The sequence below is a fragment of the Exiguobacterium sp. UBA6309 genome, assembly GCF_002439205.1.
Taxonomy (GTDB): Bacteria; Bacillota; Bacilli; order Exiguobacteriales; family Exiguobacteriaceae; genus Exiguobacterium_A.
Genome location: NZ_DJTL01000020.1, coordinates 93,926 through 113,022, shown reverse-complemented (window position 1 = coordinate 113,022; position 19,097 = coordinate 93,926). Strand labels below are relative to the sequence as shown.

The 19,097-nt window shown below is 44.2% G+C and carries 18 protein-coding genes and 1 riboswitch; of the genes, 9 read left to right on the top strand and 9 right to left on the bottom strand.

Going from position 1 to position 19,097, the window contains the following annotated elements:
* Positions 1 to 134: 134 nt before the first annotated feature.
* The gene (locus B3M90_RS06040; RefSeq protein WP_023469763.1) at positions 135 to 416 is read right to left on the bottom strand and encodes a putative quinol monooxygenase; all 282 of its coding nucleotides are present in this window, start codon (positions 414 to 416) and stop codon (positions 135 to 137) included.
* Positions 417 to 572: 156 nt separating this feature from the next.
* On the opposite strand from B3M90_RS06040, the gene B3M90_RS06035 reads away from it, so the two are divergent.
* The 5 genes from B3M90_RS06035 (at position 573) to B3M90_RS06015 (ending at position 6,805) form a co-directional block, all read left to right on the top strand.
* The gene (locus B3M90_RS06035) at positions 573 to 1,058 is read left to right on the top strand and encodes a cupin domain-containing protein (protein WP_290782973.1); all 486 of its coding nucleotides are present in this window, start codon (positions 573 to 575) and stop codon (positions 1,056 to 1,058) included.
* Between the two features lie 86 nt (positions 1,059 to 1,144).
* Positions 1,145 to 2,035 carry an aldo/keto reductase gene (locus B3M90_RS06030; RefSeq protein ID WP_214856595.1) on the top strand — a complete coding sequence of 297 codons (891 nt, stop codon included), beginning with the start codon at positions 1,145 to 1,147 and terminating at the stop codon, positions 2,033 to 2,035.
* 13 nt (positions 2,036 to 2,048) lie between these two features.
* Entirely contained in the window at positions 2,049 to 2,981 is a 933-nt protein-coding gene (locus tag B3M90_RS06025; protein ID WP_290782972.1) for an aldo/keto reductase, read from the top strand.
* Between the two features lie 80 nt (positions 2,982 to 3,061).
* Positions 3,062 to 3,514, top strand: coding sequence for an OsmC family protein (locus B3M90_RS06020; RefSeq protein WP_155960205.1), 453 nt, complete (start codon positions 3,062 to 3,064; stop codon positions 3,512 to 3,514).
* Positions 3,515 to 3,640: 126 nt separating this feature from the next.
* Positions 3,641 to 6,805 carry a DUF3427 domain-containing protein gene (locus tag B3M90_RS06015; protein ID WP_290782971.1) on the top strand — a complete coding sequence of 1,055 codons (3,165 nt, stop codon included), beginning with the start codon at positions 3,641 to 3,643 and terminating at the stop codon, positions 6,803 to 6,805.
* Here B3M90_RS06015 and B3M90_RS06010 read toward each other — a convergent pair.
* A complete protein-coding gene (locus B3M90_RS06010; protein WP_035411892.1) occupies positions 6,780 to 7,184 on the bottom strand; it encodes a (deoxy)nucleoside triphosphate pyrophosphohydrolase in 405 nt (134 codons plus the stop codon). The two genes, B3M90_RS06015 and B3M90_RS06010, sit on opposite strands and share 26 nt — an antisense overlap.
* Before the next feature lie 186 nt (positions 7,185 to 7,370).
* Between B3M90_RS06010 and B3M90_RS06005 the strand changes: the two genes are divergently transcribed.
* A complete protein-coding gene (locus B3M90_RS06005) occupies positions 7,371 to 8,555 on the top strand; it encodes a class I SAM-dependent rRNA methyltransferase (protein WP_290782970.1) in 1,185 nt (394 codons plus the stop codon).
* 90 nt (positions 8,556 to 8,645) lie between these two features.
* Here B3M90_RS06005 and B3M90_RS06000 read toward each other — a convergent pair whose 3' ends face one another.
* Positions 8,646 to 9,638 carry a zinc-binding dehydrogenase gene (locus B3M90_RS06000; protein WP_290782969.1) on the bottom strand — a complete coding sequence of 331 codons (993 nt, stop codon included), beginning with the start codon at positions 9,636 to 9,638 and terminating at the stop codon, positions 8,646 to 8,648.
* Between the two features lie 109 nt (positions 9,639 to 9,747).
* On the opposite strand from B3M90_RS06000, the gene pepT reads away from it, so the two are divergent.
* Entirely contained in the window at positions 9,748 to 10,983 is a 1,236-nt protein-coding gene (gene pepT / locus B3M90_RS05995; protein WP_214856589.1) for a peptidase T, read from the top strand.
* 89 nt (positions 10,984 to 11,072) lie between these two features.
* Here the strand turns inward: pepT and B3M90_RS05990 are convergent, their stop codons facing one another.
* Positions 11,073 to 11,942, bottom strand: coding sequence for a prohibitin family protein (locus B3M90_RS05990; RefSeq protein ID WP_058713675.1), 870 nt, complete (start codon positions 11,940 to 11,942; stop codon positions 11,073 to 11,075).
* A gap of 299 nt (positions 11,943 to 12,241) precedes the next feature.
* On the opposite strand from B3M90_RS05990, the gene B3M90_RS05985 reads away from it, so the two are divergent.
* Together B3M90_RS05985 and B3M90_RS05980 are read left to right on the top strand one after the other, a co-directional pair.
* Complete coding sequence (locus B3M90_RS05985; protein WP_023469778.1) at positions 12,242 to 13,864, top strand: ABC-F family ATP-binding cassette domain-containing protein; 1,623 nt, start codon at positions 12,242 to 12,244, stop codon at positions 13,862 to 13,864.
* Positions 13,865 to 13,928: 64 nt separating this feature from the next.
* Positions 13,929 to 14,309 (top strand): NUDIX domain-containing protein, encoded by a 381-nt coding sequence (locus B3M90_RS05980; protein WP_214748834.1) that lies wholly within the window; start codon positions 13,929 to 13,931, stop codon positions 14,307 to 14,309.
* A 226-nt stretch (positions 14,310 to 14,535) separates the two neighbouring features.
* Here B3M90_RS05980 and B3M90_RS05975 read toward each other — a convergent pair whose 3' ends face one another.
* The 5 genes from B3M90_RS05975 to B3M90_RS05955 all read right to left on the bottom strand — a co-directional run bounded on the left by B3M90_RS05975 (position 14,536) and on the right by B3M90_RS05955 (position 18,988).
* The gene (locus B3M90_RS05975) at positions 14,536 to 15,003 is read right to left on the bottom strand and encodes a hypothetical protein (protein ID WP_290782968.1); all 468 of its coding nucleotides are present in this window, start codon (positions 15,001 to 15,003) and stop codon (positions 14,536 to 14,538) included.
* A 78-nt stretch (positions 15,004 to 15,081) separates the two neighbouring features.
* Positions 15,082 to 16,029 (bottom strand): ATP-grasp domain-containing protein, encoded by a 948-nt coding sequence (locus B3M90_RS05970; protein ID WP_290782967.1) that lies wholly within the window; start codon positions 16,027 to 16,029, stop codon positions 15,082 to 15,084.
* Complete coding sequence (locus B3M90_RS05965) at positions 16,026 to 17,084, bottom strand: LLM class flavin-dependent oxidoreductase (RefSeq protein ID WP_290756042.1); 1,059 nt, start codon at positions 17,082 to 17,084, stop codon at positions 16,026 to 16,028. Before B3M90_RS05965 ends, B3M90_RS05970 begins: the two co-directional genes overlap by 4 nt.
* Positions 17,085 to 17,158: 74 nt before the next feature.
* Positions 17,159 to 17,261, bottom strand: a riboswitch (SAM riboswitch).
* Positions 17,262 to 17,370: 109 nt separating this feature from the next.
* Positions 17,371 to 18,009 carry a DUF975 family protein gene (locus tag B3M90_RS05960; protein ID WP_290782965.1) on the bottom strand — a complete coding sequence of 213 codons (639 nt, stop codon included), beginning with the start codon at positions 18,007 to 18,009 and terminating at the stop codon, positions 17,371 to 17,373.
* A 193-nt stretch (positions 18,010 to 18,202) separates the two neighbouring features.
* Positions 18,203 to 18,988, bottom strand: coding sequence for a DUF817 domain-containing protein (locus B3M90_RS05955; RefSeq protein ID WP_214856585.1), 786 nt, complete (start codon positions 18,986 to 18,988; stop codon positions 18,203 to 18,205).
* Positions 18,989 to 19,097 lie beyond the last annotated feature (109 nt).

The following is a 19,097-nucleotide window of genomic DNA, read 5'->3' as shown; positions in this document are numbered from 1 at the left end:
TGGAATACTGCTAACTTAAAGTTTCGTTAAAAGTAGAGGCTTTGATCAACCGTGTCGCATGAAACAAAAAAGGAAGGTATTCTAGGCCATGAACCCCGAATACCTTCCTTATGTGTTACGTCAATCTCTTATGATTATGCTTGGAATGATTGAACATCCAATGGTTTAGCAAGAGCTGTTTGAGCAAATGCAACGAATTGTCCGAAATGAGCACTTGTGTTATGAGCTTCGATCGCAGCTTGGTCTTCCCATTTTTCAATCATCATGAAGACATTTTCGTCTTCTGTACTTTGGAACAGATCGTAGCTGATGTTTCCAGCTTCAGCACGCGATCCTGCTACTAATGTTTTAGTTGCTGCTAAAAATTCTTCTCGTTTTGCGGGTTGTACTTCTAACTTTGCTTCGATGGCGATCATCGGAAAGCCTCCTTTGTAATTTCGTTAACTTAAGCATCGTAGCACCTCCCGATTCGTTACGCCATAAAGATGCTCGGACGATTGATGATATATAATTACGGGTAATTACAGAGGGAATTATTACTTTGTACCACATCAGAGAAGGGAGCAACGAAGATGCGTGTTGAGGTATTTTACTTTGAGGATGACGGACATATTCCGAATAACCCTAATTTTCTGGTGTTGATTTATCGGCATGCATTTGAAGAACCGTCACGCATCGAACAGACTTTCCATTCACATGACTGGCGTAATAGCTGGGTGGATGGCATTTTTGATTTTCATCATTATCATAGTATCGCCCATGAAGTGATTGGTATTCTCGAAGGACATGCGACCGTCCAACTCGGTGGTCCACTCGGTAAGACCTTCACCTTGACGAGTGGAGACGTTCTCTTACTTCCTGCAGGCACAGGACACAAAGCACTTGATACAAGTCGACACTTCCGTGTGATCGGTGCCTATCCGAATGGTCAAGACTACGACACACTGACAGGTCAAACAAGTGAACGTCCGGAAAATCTTCAGCGTATCCGCCAGGTAATGCGTCCCAAAAAAGATCCCGTCCTCGGCGATCATGGTCCCTTATTTGAGCATTGGTGACGTCTCTTTCTCTTGAAGAAGACGTTTTTGTTCAGAGTTCGTGTGGTAAACCCTACTATTGTCTCTCTACTTAAAGGAGGAATTCGATGAACGCAACAGAAAAGACGCTAATACTCGCTGCATTAAAGCAAAAAACAGTGACGTTTCCCGATCAGACGCACGTTCGGGCACTTGGACAAGGCACATGGCGGATGGGAGAAGAATCGGAGAAACATGAAGCTGAAATCGAAGCACTCCGCGTCGGTCTCGACAGCGGGATGGAACTCATCGATACGGCAGAAATGTACGGGGAAGGTGCTTCTGAAGAATTAATTCGCGACGCGATCGCTGATCGACGAGAAGAAGTCTTTCTTGTCTCGAAAGTCTATCCTCATCATGCTGGTGGGGAAGCGTTAAAAAAAGCTTGTTCCAAATCGCTTGAACGTCTCGGTACGGATTATCTTGATCTCTATCTTCTTCACTGGCGTGGCGACATTCCACTAAAGGAAACCGTTGAAGGACTGGAAGCCTTAAAACAAGAGGGCAAGATTCGCCGTTGGGGTGTATCGAATTTTGACGTATCAGACATGAAAGAACTGTTGGCACTACCAAACGGTGACCAGTGTGCTGTCAATCAGGTACTTTATCACCTCGGCTCACGCGGAATCGAGTATGAACTGCTCCCGTTACTACGCGAACATGGTATTCCAGTAATGGCGTATTGCCCACTAGCTGAAGGTGGTTCACTGCGTGATCAACTCCTGAATCATCCGACCGTCGAGGAACTCGCTGAGACACATGGTGTTGAACCGGCACAGATCTTACTTGCTTGGGCGATGCGTGAAGGTGACGTCATCGCAATTCCTAAAGCAGGACAAGCACATCATGTCGAAGCCAACGGTCGCGCCGCACTTTTGAATTTAACAAAAGAAGAGCTAGCTGCACTTGATCAAGCGTTCCCAGCACCAACAAAAAAAGAACCACTCGATATCGTTTAAGGAGGTCATTTTCATGACAAAACATGTTCAACTCGGTCAATCTAATCTATTCGTTCACCCAATCGGTCTCGGTACGAATGCTGTCGGTGGACACAACTTGTATCCAAATCTCGATGAGCAAGCCGGACGCGATCTCGTTCGTGTCGCGTTACAGCAAGGGATCAATTTCCTCGACACAGCTTTCATCTATGGACCAGAACGTTCAGAGGAACTCGTCGGTGAAGTCTGGCACGACACGGTCGCTCGAGAAGATGTCGTCCTCGCGACGAAAGGTGCGCATCAGTTCGTTGACGGAAACGTCGTCATGAACAACTCACCTGACTTTCTCCGTCAATCGGTCGAAGATAGTTTAAAACGTCTTAAAACAGACTATATCGATTTATATTACATCCATTTCCCAGATGAATCGACACCGAAGGATGAAGCCATCGCTGCACTTGCTGAACTAAAAAAAGAAGGAAAGATTCGCGCGATTGGTGTCTCGAATTTTTCACTCGAACAACTGAAGGAAGCGAACAAGGACGGACATGTCGACGTCTATCAAGGAGAATACAATCTGTTTAAACGGGATGCGGAAAAAGAGTTACTTCCGTACATCGTTGAGAACGGTATGTCCTTCGTTCCGTACTTCCCACTCGCCGCTGGGTTATTGGCAGGGAAATATACGAAAGAGACGACGTTTGATGATTTACGAAAAAACGACCCGTTGTTCCAAAAAGACGTCTTTGAACAAAACCTCGCAAAAGTTGATCAATTGCGTCCGATCGCAGACGCACACGATGCGGAAGTCGCACACGTCGTACTCGCGTGGTATTTGGCACAAGATGGCATCGATGCCATCATTCCTGGTGCGAAACGCCCGGATCAGGTGACAGATACGTTGCGTACGTTAGACGTTCAGTTGTCGCAAGAGGATATCGAAAAAATCGACCAAATTTTTAGCTGATCGTTCTCTTCTTATGCAAATGAGCAGAATAGGCGAAAAATCATGCTGAACTTCGTATGATGGAGGCATGGAGGCGATTGATCATGAAGCACCATTTTCATTTAACTGCAGACTGGCCGGGAAATCGCAATGATGTCGGTCAGATCGAGACAGGTGAGTTAAAAACAAAAATTTCAATTCCGGACGCTATGGATGGTCCAGGGGTTGGCACGAATCCAGATGAGATGTTGCTTGGGGCAGCTGCTACATGCTATATCATCACGCTTGCCGCAATGCTTGAGCGTAGTAATATCCCAAAAGTTTCCTTAACGATGGAATCTGAAGGCATCGTTGATGTCACGAATGGCGTCTTCACATACGATGCGATCATTCATCGTCCGAAACTCTTATTACCAGCCGATCTGTCGGATCGTGATGTGGAGAAGGCGCAACGTCTCGCTGAAAAAGCAGAAGGTTCGTGTATGATTACGCGGGCACTGGCTGGTAATGTCAAAGTATCGCTTGAGGCTGTGGTAGAGAGAATCTCAAATTAACAAACAAAAATCATCGTTTAACTTTTTAGTTGAACGATGATTTTTTACTTTATTTGTCTAATTATTGGTATATTATTGATGATTTAATCATTCTAAATACCATTTACTATTATTCGGAGGATAACCATGTCTTATTATGAAACATTACGTTCTTCAACTGAAACTAACTCACAATCCGATGCAATAAGTGTATCTGTACCAGCACATGACTACACAACAGAATTACTTACACACCTCAATCAAGTACTGTATCAATCTTTAGACCATTTCCAAAAACAAGATAAACCTGATCAAATGGTTGAAACGGTCAATGAATGGCTCATGCATTTAAATCAACCTCTGATCGACTTGCCACTTCATCGTGAACTCACTACTAGCACAACACATGCTTTACCTACACAATATAAAAATTCTTTGCGTGCTTGGGAACTCATTGCTCCTGGCCAACTGGAACAAGAACAGTTATTGCATCATATTAGTCAAGAATTATGGACAGCATCTGCTGCCGATTGGATGGTGAGTTTTACACGTCATTCTGGAGTACAGACGCTTGTCCCAGCTTTGAAGGAAGCAGAAGCTCAAAGCAAATCAATCCGCATTTTGACTTCATTTTATATGAACATTACAGAAGCGAAGGCTATCCGACAGTTGATGGAATTCAGAAATATTGAAGTAAAAATTTATGAACCGATAAAAAAAAATCATGCGTTCCATCCGAAAGCCTATTTATTTTCTCGTCCTGATCAGTTGGATAGTGCTATTGTTGGGTCCTCTAATTTATCAAAGTCGGCTTTAACGCACGGTATGGAATGGAATATTCGTATACCTTCTACACCCGTCACAACATTAGTCACTCAAGCGAAAAACTTATTTGAACAACTTTGGAACAGCCCAGAAGCGACTATTTGTACAGAAGAATTATTACTTCAATACGAACAGTACCAACAAGAAACCCCACCTATAAAATCATTTTCTATCCGCGATACAATTGCCGAATCCGCTGTCGATTACAACGTTATTGAACCGAACCTCATGCAGATTCCGGCTTTAGAAGAACTGGATCGTTTACGCGAGCGAAAAGAAACAAAAGCAATGGTCATTGCGGCAACTGGAACTGGAAAAACGTATTTAGCAGCATTTGATGTCCGTCAAACTCAGGCTAAAAAAGTATTATTTGTTGCACATCGTGGAAAATTACTATCACAAGCTGAGCATACATTTAAACAAGTTTTTTCAAATGAAAATTATACATTTGGTAGATATTCAGGATCACAACAAATTCAAGATGCACAATTTACCTTTGCTACCGTTCAAACACTTTCAAAAGAGGTTCACCTTAATCAATTTTTACGGGATGCGTTTGACTACATCATTATTGATGAATTCCATCACGCTTCATCTGCTTCTTACCAAAACATTCTTGACTATTTTACGCCTCAATTTTTGCTTGGAGTAACAGCAACACCAGAGCGTATGGATGGTCAAAATATCTTCCGGCTTGTTGACTATAATATTGCTTACGAAGTTCGTCTGTATGATGCCTTAGCACAAGATTTACTTTCACCATTCCATTACTTTGGCATTCAAGATGATGAATCGATTGATTATTCTCTTATTCCTCAACAAAACGGCTTTTATGTAGAACAGGATCTGGTTGTTGCACTCGAACGCTCAACGCGAACAGATTATATTGTTGAAATGATTCGTAAATTTGGGTTCAGTGGTAATCAGGCGGTTGGATTAGGATTCTGTGTCAATATCAATCATGCAGAGTTTATGGAGAAGGAATTTAAACGACATCAGATTGAAGCAATGGCTGTTACAAGTAAACAGTCCGAAGAAGCACGCGAAGAAGCCATTCGCCGACTAGAGGATGATCAAGACCCACTGCAATATATTTTTACCGTTGACTTATTTAACGAAGGAGTCGATATTCCAAAAGTCAATCTAATGCTATTTTTACGTCCAACGGAATCCCCTACTATTTTTATTCAACAATTGGGTCGAGGCTTACGTAAACACAGCTCAAAAGAATTTGTTACGATTTTAGATTTTATCGGAAATAGTCAAAAAGCTTTTGTTGCACCACTTGTGTTATCTGGTCAACAATCGTTTCATTCTATTGATCGTTATAAAATTGCTACTGCTGTAAAACAACATTTTCCGATTCTACCCGAAGGATCTTTAGCTATTCTGGATTCAATTACAGAAAGATTTATTATTGAACAAATGAAAAAAATAGAGTTTTCAGCTAGCAAACAGCTTCGTGAAAGTTATCAACGATTGACACGTATGATCGGAAATCCTCCGAGTTTAAATGATTTAGTTACGCACAAAGACGCACCAGCTATTGAAAATATTGTTCAGCAGTGGAGAAGTACATTACGTCTTAAACAACTTGAAAAACATGCTACCGATGAAGAACTATGTTTACTGCAAGATGATACTACACGCAAAATTGTTGAACAGCTCGAAGGACTATTCCCAATTCGTGAGCCTTTCAGCTTACTGATTTTAAAACAGTTACTGCGTCATCCTTCTGCTTCAGTACAAGATATTGAACAAGAAGTTTTCAAAGAATTTGCCTTATCGACGAATCATTCTTTTTCAAAGCGCCCTATTATTCATCATCTATTTAAACGCTGGTCTACTGCGTTAAAAAATGATCGTATTCAATTACTAGATGCTGTATCAGAAGAGCACTATCGCTTTTCAAATACAGTCGTCCAAGCACTTCAACAATCAACTGAATTGCGTTCATATATGATGCATTTTATCCAAGCAGGTCTACTTGCATTTCATCAACTACCAGATCGAATTAATTGGTTGATCGAAGACCAGGCGTTTCTATTACATCAAACATACAATCGTTCCGTTATCCAACGTCTTCTATGTTCATCAAGTCAGGAAGGTTCTTGGCGTGAAGGTGTAGCTCAAGCTGGTAACGACTACATTTTATTTGTGAATTTACACAAAGATGAAGCCATTGATGAGCAACTGAAATATAACGATTATTTCTTAGATCAATATCGTTTCCATTGGCAGTCTCAAAGTAATGCAACTGCTACAGGTAAAGCGGGTACTTTATATCAAAACCATGAGAGCGAAGGAATTCGTATTCATTTGTTTATGCGTAAAGCAGATAAAGAACAAGGAAAAACGCTACCGTTCACATACTTTGGCCAGTTAAAGCATCTTCAAAGTACAGGTTCTAAACCGATTAGTGTGACTTGGTCACTTCATTCTCCACTATCAATTGAACTGTTTAAGGAGTGGCAAACTCTTTCTTGATGTACTCAACTGCAGGTATATCGGCAGGAGCCCATTCAAGCTGATCAAGGTCTGAAACAGCCACCCAGCGAAGCTCTGCATGTTCTACGGCAATCGGTTCTCCTGTTACGATTTCAGCTTCAAACGTATGCAATGTAACAATAATAGCATCGTACTCGTAAGTCGTTTTTTCGATTGGTTGCTTGACCTTAATATTACATTTTAATTCTTCATTGATTTCACGAACTAACGACTGTGATGGCGTTTCATGTAACTCAATTTTTCCACCAGGAAACTCCCATAAGTTGGGCAATGACATTTGGCTACTACGAAGTGCACACAATATTTCATTATGATCGTTGCGAATGACAGCACCTACGACTTGAACTTGTTTTTTCATTTTTTATGTTTCACTCCAAATCATTATAGATTTTTTAGTTCTCTGCTTATCATAACAAAAACTGTTCTTCCTTTGACTTATGCAAAGAATAGCGGTTTTATTTATATACCAGTTATCCACATGTGGATAACTCCATTTATGGTATACTTATGCCACTTATCCACAAGTAGAAATGAGGAAACTTACATGTCTCGTGAACTTTATCCGATCGTTGTCAAACCAGAATGGATTGAATCGATTCGAAGCGGGTATCCCGCGTTACGCAAGGAAATGTTCGAAGCCTTACAACATGTCAAAGAGGCAGGCGGACTGCTCCATCTGATGACAGAACATAAAGAATACCTCGCGACTGGTTATTTTGGCAAGCAAGAAAAAGGTGTCGGTTGGACTCTCTCCATGGACGAGCAAGAAGCGATTGATGTCGACTTCTTCAAACAACTTTTTGAACAAGCATTAGACAAACGAAACGAATTTTTTGAAGAGTATTCAGAAGCCTTCCGTATCTTTAACGGTGCAGGAGATGGTATCGGTGGTTTGACAATTGATTGTTACGATCATCATTACCTTATTACATTCGAAAATGAAGGCATCTATACATTCCGTCCACTGATTCTTGAAGCTCTTGAATCACTACTGAATTACAGAAGCATTTATGAAAAACGAGATTTCCTCGTCGATCTTCAACCCGTCAAAGGCGACGACTTTTTGAAAGGGGAACGAGGCGATTTTCCTGAAGTCGCACAAGAATACGGTGTGTTGTATGAGTATGACTTGGATGCTGGTATGCGGACTGGTTTTGACATTGCCCAACGTGAACTTCGCCGAATCCTTCTCGATTCCGTCGAACGAAAAACCGTACTTAATCTCTTTTCTGATACAGGAACATTAACGGTAGCTGCCCTTTATGGTGAGGCTGCTCAAACGACAAGCGTTGATTTCTCGACACGTAGTCGAAATAAGACAAAAGATAATCTTGTGTTGAACAGTTTTCCTCCTGAGAAACAGAAGATTTTAGTTCAGGATGCGTTCGACTACATCGAACAAGCCGATAAGAAGACTCGTTTTGACGTCGTCTTATTCCATCCACCCGTACAAGTCAATACACGAACACGTCAGTTTCGGACTGAACAGGATCTCGCTCTTTGGATCCAAAAAGTCATTCATTTGGCGAATCGCGGAGGACTGCTTGCGATTACGACAGACAGTCCCGCTCTTGATGCGTCACAATTGAAAAAAGCTGTGGAGCAGGCGTTCAACAAGTTGCGTCAAAAATTTGAAGTCGTATGGGAGCAGCCGGAGCAGAAAGATTTCCCGACTCCTCCTTCCATGCCACAACTCGCTCCAAAAAGTATTCTTGTTCGCCGTAAATGACGTGTTATCTAAAAAATCCGCTACTGAATTTTTCAGTAACGGATTTTTTATATTTTTAACAGGAAATGTAAAATGAATGGAGAATCATTTTTAATGGGTTGGATATACACTCACTTTACCAAAGTGTGATGTTCGATCAAATCGTTGATAGAGATCGTTTAACGCATCGCGTTCATAGGGAATCTGCTCTTCAATCCGTATTTCAATCATTCCTTCCTTCACTAAATGCATGAGTTCTGCTAAGTGACGTTGCTGTTGTTTCATCTCCTCTACTTTTCCTTTCAGCAACGGAAGCGCGACGAACACAGCTTCAAGTGACAAGACTTTACTATGCATCATCGTTAAATCTTGTGTCGTCCGTGTCGCGATCGAAATGATGCGTCCCCGCTCTTTTGCGAGTATGAACGATTCTTGTAAATGGTCACCGCCGACTGTATCAATGATGACGTCGAATCCATCCAGATCGAGTCGTTTGAGCAATGTTTCAGCTGATTCTTCCTTATACCGGTGAACGTGAATCCCTTTTGCTTCTAGCCAAGCTGCCTTCTCGTCAGAAGAGGCACTTGCTGTAACGTCACACCCATAATGACGAGCAAGTTGAACGGTAAGATGTCCTACTCCACCCGTTCCGCCTGCTACATATACGCGGATTCCTGGGGTAATCGCGATTCGCTCTTTTAAAATTTCCATTGCTGTCAATCCAATCACCGGTAAACAACCAGCAACCTCAGCCGATACCCCTTCCGGTCGTAAGACTGCCATTTGTTCAGGCACAAGCATTTCTTCCGCTAACGCACCGGCGCGTTTTCCAAGTCCACCGCCGAATGCGACGATGCGATCGCCGACAGAAAAAGACGTCACCCCCTCCCCGATTTCAATCACTTTCCCCGTTACATCACCCTGGAGAATTCCAGTCGTTGAAGCCGCCGCCACATGTCCGAAAAACATCTTCGTATCAAGTGGATTGATGCTTGACCCCTCGATTTGAACCCGTAATTCGTACTTCCCCGCTTTTTCGGGTGTGACGTCTTTTTCTGTAAGTGATGCATTTTTTCCGTACTGATCGACTACGAATGCTCTCATGAAGAATTCCCCCTTTTTCAATATTAGTCTATCATGATTCAGAATTCTCTCACATTAGTCGTTCATGCTATGATGAAGATATCTTATGACGAGAAGGGACGTTTTTGATTTGAAACAAGAATTGATTGATCGTCTAACTACATACGTGAAAGTCGATACACAGTCGAACTATGAGAGTATGACTGTTCCAACGACAGAAGGGCAATGGACACTAGCTCGTTTGCTCGTAGAAGAATTAAAGACAATTGGCATGGAAGAAGTCACCGTTGATGATAATGGTTATGTCATGGCGACATTACCTGCCAATACAGACGCAGACATTCCAACAATCGGTTTTCTCGCTCATCTCGATACAGCGACAGACTTCACAGGTACGAATGTCCGTCCACAACTCGTGGAAGCGTATGACGGACATCCCATCACGTTAAGTGAAGTGCCATCCGTCATTCTATCGCCAACTGATTTTCCTGCACTGCACAACTACGTCGGTCACACCTTGATGACGACAGATGGGACGACATTACTCGGAGCCGATAATAAAGCCGGAATCGCAGAAATCATGACAGCCATGCATCATTTGATTTCACATCCGGAAATTAAGCATGGTCGTATTCGTGTTGCCTTCACACCTGACGAAGAGATTGGTCGTGGACCACATCACTTTAATGTCGAAGCGTTCGATGCCACGTATGCTTATACGGTCGACGGCGGTCCGCTTGGTGAGCTTGAATACGAGAGCTTTAATGCGGCGGCGGCTAAAATCGTCTTCCACGGAACAAATGTCCATCCGGGAACAGCAAAAGATAAGATGGTCAATTCGCAGAAACATGCGATGGCGTTCCACGATCGTCTTCCCGGAGAAGAGTCTCCTGAATTCACGGATGGTTTTGAAGGATTCTTCCATCTGATTTCATTTGACGGTTCGGTCGAAAAAACGACGCTCGACTACATCATTCGTGATTTTGATCGTGAAGCCTTCGAGGGACGGAAACACTTCTTGTCTGCCCTTGTCGATGAGTGGAACAAAAAGTATGGTGCTGGTAGTGTGGAAATCGACTTACACGATCAGTACTACAACATGCGTGAAAAAATCGAGCCCCACATGCACATCGTCGATATCGCTCATGCAGCGATGGAGTCGCTTGACATCACACCGATCATTAAGCCGATCCGTGGTGGAACGGATGGCTCACAACTTTCATACATGGGTCTTCCGACACCGAACATCTTTACCGGTGGCGAGAACTACCACGGCAAGTTTGAATTCATTTCGGTCGATAATATGGTCAAAGCAACACAAGTGATCATTGCCATCGCTCAAGGATTTGAACAAGCTTCGCGCTAATCAAAAAGCAGATTCTCAGCGCTGAGAATCTGCTTTTTTTCATGTCTGGCGTTGTGGTCTTTATGCGGTTTATCTTAGACATATTTCAATTAGTTTTTTTCTTGTGTCGTACCGTCAGGAATCGGTAGTTGAACCATACTCCCTGATCCACTGACGAGTGGTGATTTCCCGTCCCACTTCTTGACGGCTTCATATTGAATCATTTCTTTCGTCAACGTCTTCTGTAATTCTTTTTGTGCTTTTGCCAATCCTTGAGCTTCGATCAAACGCGCATCGGCTGCTCCTTTTGCTTCTACGCGAAGACGTTCTGCCTCTGCTTTAGCGATTTCAAGATCCGTTTTCTTTTTATCGAGTTCCTGCGACGCTTTGACACGCGCATCGATTGCTTCCTGTGTCTTTTCATCTGGTTTTGGTGCACCGAGTGCGACATCCTCGATGATGAACCCGATGTCCTTGACGTCTTCTGCAAACTGCGTCTGAATGCTCGTCGAGACGTTTCCTGATTTTTCACCGAACAGTTCAAGGACGGTAACTTTCGAGATTTGCTCACGAGATGCATCATAGAGTCGTTGTTTCAAGTAACCTTTGGCAATCTCATCGATTTCGATTGGTCCGAACTTGTTGAAGACTTTTGTCACCTTATCCGGCGAAACGGAGAAGCTGTATGTAAAGTCGACGACGATGTTCTTTCCGTCTTTAGTCGCAAGCGTCATGTTATCAAGCGATTTCGTCTGTGTACGGATCGGATACTCCGTCACCCGTGTGATCGGTGAAACGACATGCCAGCCTTGCGATAACGTCTCATCTTTGACACCGCTTGACGGGGTATAAACGACACCAACTTGTCCGGGTTCGATTTGTTCGACGACGAACGGCGTTGTAGCCAGCAGGGCTAATACAAGTACACCGGCGATGATCATCGATGGACGAATTTTTTTCTTCGGTTTGATTTCTCTCATTCTGAATCTCCTTTATCAATCTTTTCTTGGATATAGCGATAGAGTTCCATGCCAAGCAAAACGATGAGGGCGAAAAACAATAACGTGAAAAAGATGGCCATCTAACCCCTCCTCTAGCGAATTCCTTACTTTCTTCTACGCATCCATCTGGAAAATGTTTCATTATTTTAAATGTCCGGTTGCTTATTTTTAATTTCTGTCCTAATATGGAAAGAACTTTGCCTGCTCTACGACAGATCACGATTTGTGGTACACTCGAATGAGCACATCACTTACTAGAAACGAGGGTTCATCTCTATATGATTACAGTACAAAACGTCGGTCTTCGCTTTGCGGACCGAAAATTATTCGAAGACGTCAACATCAAGTTCACGCCAGGTAACTGTTACGGTCTGATCGGTGCGAACGGCGCTGGTAAGTCGACATTCCTGAAAATTCTCGCTGGTGACATCGAAGCACAACAAGGCGATGTCATCATCACACCAGGCGAACGCTTAGGCGTCCTTCGCCAGAACCATTATGAATACGAAGAATTCCAAGTCATCGAAACAGTCATGATGGGACACAAACGTCTCTATGAAGTCATGAAAGAAAAAGATGCCATCTATATGAAAGAAGATTTCTCAGACGAGGACGGCATGCGTGCTGCTGAACTCGAAGGTGAATTCGCTGAGATGAACGGTTGGGAAGCGGAGTCGGAAGCAGCGATGCTTCTTCAAGGACTCGGCATCAAGGAAGACCTTCACTCGAAAACGATGGCTGAGCTGACAGGATCTGAAAAAGTTAAAGTCTTGCTTGCGCAAGCGTTGTTCGGTAAACCAGACATTCTCTTACTCGATGAGCCGACGAACGGACTCGACCTGAAAGCTGTCAAATGGCTTGAAGAATTCTTGATCGGATTCGAGAACACGGTCATCGTCATTTCCCACGACCGTCACTTCTTGAACAACGTCTGTACGCACATGGCGGATCTTGATTACGGTAAAATCCAACTGTATATCGGAAACTATGATTTCTGGTATGAATCAAGTCAGCTTGCTTCGCGTATGGCAAGTGACCAAAACAAGAAAAAAGAAGAGAAGATTAAAGAACTTCAAGCCTTCATCGCACGTTTCAGCTCAAACGCCTCAAAAGCGAAACAAGCGACGTCACGGAAGAAATTGCTTGATAAAATCACACTCGACGACATTCGTCCATCGTCACGCCGTTATCCGTTCGTCGGCTTCACACCGGAACGTGAAATCGGAAATGATCTCTTGATGGTCGACGGCATCTCGAAGACGATCGATGGCGTCAAAGTCCTTGATAACGTCCGCTTCTCGTTGAACAAGACGGATAAAGTCGCGTTCATCAGCCAAAGCGATATCGCGATCACGACACTATTCAAAATCCTTATGGGTGAGATGGAACCGGATAGCGGTACGTTCAAATGGGGCGTCACGACTTCCCAGTCATACTTGCCGAAAGATAACTCGGAATTCTTCGAAGGCTCGGATAAGACGATCCTCGATTGGCTCCGTCAGTATTCACCGGCAGATGAGAGTGATACGTTCCTCCGTGGATTCCTCGGTCGGATGCTCTTCTCTGGAGAAGAAGTCATGAAAAAAGCATCTGTCTTATCCGGGGGCGAAAAAGTCCGTTGTATGCTTTCAAAAGCGATGCTCAGTGGTGCTAACGTCCTTGTACTCGACGATCCAACGAACCACTTGGATCTCGAATCGATCACGGCACTCAACGATGGTTTGATCGCTTATAAAGGCGCAATGCTCTTCAGCTCGCATGACCACCAGTTCGTCGAAACGATCGCGAACCGCATCATCGAGTTGACGCCAAACGGTATCGTCGATAAAGAAACGACATACGATGAGTATTTGAACAACGATACGATTCAACAGCAATTAACAGCGTTATACGCACAATGATTTTAAAAGAGACCGGAACTGTCGTTTCGGTCTTTTTTTGAACATGTTGAAGGAGGAATGCGATATGCGACATCGGGTATGCGCTGCGTTGATTGAAGAGCAACAGATCCTAATGGTCGAATTACATACCCCTTCCCGGACATTTTGGACGTTACCCGGCGGAGGTGTCGCGAATGGTGAAACAAAAGAGCAAGCCATCATGCGAGAAGTGTTAGAAGAAACGCATCTTCACGTCACGGTCGAACGGAAACTTTACGAGATTTCAATGGATCAAGGAACAGAGACATGTTTTCTCGTTCGCCGTGCCTTAGATAGTCCTGGACCTCGACTCGGGATCGATCCTGAACTATCGCTTAATCAACAAGAATTACGAGCTGTTCGGTTTCGACCACTGAATGAGATGCAAAATGATTCACAGATTTCTCGTTTGCGTCTACTATCGTAACGATATAATCTTTGGATTAAATGAAAATTTAATAACCGTATTTATACTTAAAAATAGTAGTCGGTAACTAAGCATTTTGATAATCCAAAATCGCTCGATCCAGCGATAGAAAACGAGAACGTTATCAAGGTGTCGACTGCCTATCCGTTTTACCGAGTGATCATAAATCGTATACGAATCGATAAGATATGAAAAAACGGATTCCCCAGTGCGGGAATCCGTTTTTTCATGCATTGTTCTTCTTTTGTTTCGCTGCCTCTTCTTCGACACGTTGCAACAAGCCTTGAACAATTTTCTCGTTTTCTCGTTCGCCACCGAGTGACAAGAGACTTTTCCCAACGAAGTTCACTCCTTCATTTTTTCCTGTATAAATCAACAGACAACGATCGTGTCCAAGTGGTTTGAGCGTAAACGTCATCTCGATCTTGAATATTTTAGCCAATGTGAATCCAATCGTATTTTGCTTGAAGTCAGGCTCGTTCGTATAGGCTAAATCGGTCACGATATAGGTTTCGAGTCGATTACCCTGCATGTATGTTTGACGATACGTCGAACCGACGACACCCGGTTTTCGTTCAATCACCTCGTGCTGGACGACGTTTGGAATCAAACGCTGCAATCGCGTGTGATCAAACAAGTGCCATGCTTCCTCAATCAGGATGTCGAGCTGTCGTTCTTCTCTCCACGTAATCATAGATCCGCCCCCTTCTTTCTATAGAAATACCCCATCATCCGGTCTTGTAACGTCCGGTGACAGGGCGGAAGCCGATTCTTATTTTACTGTACTTGTTTCAAGTGCTGTTCCGAGGAACTTGGCCAGTTCGAGCATACCGTAGCGTCCTGCAGCTGCCTCAGCATCCGAATTGTAATTCGTATTCGTATTGACGTCATACGTATAGATCGTACCTGACGCATCCTTAATGAACTCGATGCCTGCGACCGCGATTTGGTTCGCTTGGAGGAATGCTTCATACTTTTGGATGATCGGGTCATCGAAGCCTTCAACGATTTGGAACTTCATCGGCGTTTGTGGCGCTTCTTCACCAACTGGGCAGAACAAGTCGTCGATCACACATGCATCCGCTGGGCAAAGCTCAAAACCTTCTGATGTATCGACTCGAACCGCGTAGACGAACTTTCCACCTACGAATTCACAGCGCGTGATGTACGGTTCTGGTGCTTGGATATACTCTTGAATCAATGTGATGCCATCGACTGGTTCGTCGAATGTCGGACCATCGAGGTAAGCTTCAAGTGCTTCAATCGAATGGAATAACTGGACGCCGAGACCTTTCCCGGCACGGTTGTGTTTCGTGATGAATGACGAAACACCGATCTCTTTTGCTGCTTGTACGATTTGATCGCGTCCGACGGCAGCCGTCGTCTTCGGTACACGAATCCCAGCCTTCCGCAACGCCGTGTATTGATTGACTTTGCTGACTTCAAGACGAAGCGCACGCGTTCCGTTAAAGACGGTCCGGTCATGCTCTTCTAACCAAGCGAGGACCCCTTCCGTCAACTCCGGCGCGTAACGATGCCCCCGCGTATGCGAAGACGCACTCATACGACTGTAAAAGACACCTTCTGGCGGCAGTTCATCTAACGGTACGATTCCTTCATTTAAGTGCCACTGCTCGTACGGCAACTTGAGTTCTTCGAGACGTTTGATGAGATGATCCGTCCATTCTTGGTTTTCGTGGAGAATATGAATTTTTGTCATGATTGTTGACCTACCTTTCGTTTCGCTTCGACCAGTGGCATTACGTCACGGGCAAAGCGTTCCATTTCTTCAAGTTGTGGTGAGAATTGTAACAAGAGCAACGTGACACCAACGGCTTCGAACGCTAGAATCCGTTCGGCAATCTGTTCTGGTGTTCCGATCAAGTTCGGTCGCAGACCACGGTTCGAGACGGAATAATCATTTCGTTCGACCTGTTGTTCGAGTTGCGATTTACTGATGAAATCTTGATAACCGGCATAACCGGCGCTGTCTTCCTTAACGTCCGTGATGCGTTGCCACTCAAGAAGCGCTTCTTCTTCCGTATCCCGACAAATGATGTAGGCAGCAAGACCGAAGCTCTCAAGCGGTGCGTGTCCCGTCGCTTCCCGGCGTACTTTCATATCATTAATTTTATGAGCTACTTCTTCAACAGTGCCTCCATGCATGACGTAGGCATCACAATGTTCGACGATCGTCCGTTTTCCGGCTTCACTCTCTCCACCAGCGTAGAGCTTAATCCCCGGACGCTGGACGGGTTTCGGATGGAGTTCTGCCTGTTCGATCGTGTAGTGATGACCGAAGAAGCTGTACGGTGACGCATCTGCCCATAGTCCTTTCATGACCGTGACGAACTCTTCCGTCCGGGCATAGCGCTCATCATGTGCAGTAAAAATACCGTTGTATTGTTTTGCTTCTTCTGCCCACCAGGCTGAGACGACATTGAGCGTAAATCGCCCTCCACTCAACTGATCGATGTTTGCCGCCATCTTCGCCGTCGTCGCTGGATTATGGAACCCGGGACGAACCGCTGTCATGATCTCAAGGCGTTCTGTTGTTGCAGCAATCGCCGCTGCCGTTGTCCATGCCTCAAGACTCGGTTCCTTGATGCCTTTGATATCGTTCAAGTTCAATTCCGCAATCAACGTCGTCGAGAAGCCGATGCGTTCAGCTGTTTGTGCGACTTGTTTCGCATAATCGAATGTTGCTGGCATCTGTTCATCCTCGACGTTACGTAACCATCCCCCAAAAATCGGTAACCAAAAACCATACTCCACTCCATCGTCCCCCTTATCATAAAAAAACGCTCTTTTCGAAGTTCGAAAAGAGCGACGGTATCTTGTCCTGTCCGCTCTTATCTTCAGAAGGTATTCCTTCCTGGAAGTAGCACCTTCCGCCATAGCGGGGTTGCTGAAGTGTCTTCGGGCCAGTCCCTCGACTTCTCTAGATAAGATGTGTTGCATTCATCGTACAGAATTCATTGAACTAAAGCAACCATTAAACCGTCTTTTCCTATCGGATTTATTTCAAAGAAAAATCCCGACGTAGTGTCGGGATTCCGGATTAATATGGTGCGACGAAATCTGATGTTGGCTCTGGTGCTTGTTCACCACGAACACGATCATAGAATTTGGCAAGCGTGACGCTGAAGTATGGTCCAACCCATAAGACAGCAAGACCAAGTGTAACGATTACAAGTAATGCCCAACCAATGAATGATAGGAAGAGTAAGAATGCTTCCATCTTATGACCATCCATGAGTTGGCGTGAACGCGTGATGGCCTCGAGGATACCGATCGATGGTTCATCTCGAAGGATGTAGAACGTCAACAAGTAAGAGAATGACTTGATGATACCAGGGATGATTAAGAGTAACGTCCAGAGCGCGATAAAGATGAACTGAACAATGGCCAGCCCCACCACTTTCAGGAACATACCATATGGCTCAAACAAATCCGTCACTTTCGTTTCTTCGCCACGAGCAATCGACATGGCAATCCATGTCCAACCGACTCCTACTGGAATCAATAAAATCGACACCAATGATACAACGAGATCTATACTACTAGACGGCTCATCGATATCCGATCCAAATAAATTAGGAACACCCTGAATAATACTAAACAGCAGAAAAGCTAGGACTGCAAATCCCCAACGACCCCTGAGCGACTCCTTCGCTGCTTTTTTTAATTGAGATGACATGAGTAAGGTCCTCCTTAAAAAATAAGTTCTCACCTTACTCTACGGCTTAAAATTTCTAATGTTTCACTCTTTTTTCAATAATTTCCCGTCTCGTTGCTGGTTGAGCCAAGCACGCTCAAGTTGTCGTCCACATGTTAGAACGAACGTTGAACATCGAAGCGCTTCATCGCAAACGAAATGTCATGTTTTTCGTCTATGTACGCTGATATATCTCCACAGCCGGATCCTGACGCTTGTATTTCGCGACGATGACGATCAAAACCGTGATGATCACAAGCAGGAACCAAGAAGACAATTTTCCAAGATCAACGACTGCCCAGCCTCCTTCCTGATGCGGATAGACCCAGCCTTTAAAGAACGTCACGATGTTCTCCGCAATCCAAATGAAAAAGGCAATCAGTAAAAAGGATAGGACGAGCGGCATCCGGTAGATCGTCTGCTCGATCGTAAAATGAACCCATGACTTATAGAAGACAAGGACGACGAGGACCATCAATAGCCAGCGTGCATCGAAGATCCAATGGTGGGTGAAGAAGTTGAGATAGACGAGACTGCCTACGCTGATCGCAAGCCAAGGCGGTGGAAATGCTGTGAAGCGTAAATGAAATCTTCGGAACGCTTGACAGACATAACTTGCGACACTTGCATACATGAATCCTGCATACAAGGGAACACCAGCCACTTTCGTTAGAGCCTGTTCCGGATAACTCCAAGACCCAACGTTCACTTTGAACAGTTCAAGTGCTAGACCAATCACGTGAAAGAGTAAGATCAGTTTGAACTCTTCCAGCGTTTCATAACGCGTGACAAGTAAGACGATTTGGACGAGAAGACACCATAGCAACAGGAGATCGTATCGCGCGATCGGTTCAGCAGGAAGATAACGTGAAAGAGCAAGCGCTGCGAAAATCATGACGGGAAAGACGCAACAGACGGCTTCTATGTATGTAAAACGAATCAGGTGCCGGATCGCTTTCATCCTGTCATCTCCTTTTTTCTTCAGTATACGTTTCTCTTTCGACCTTCCCCTCCTTCTTAAGATGGAAAAAACGGAAAATTTCGTCTTTCTTCTTCTACTTTCCTCATGA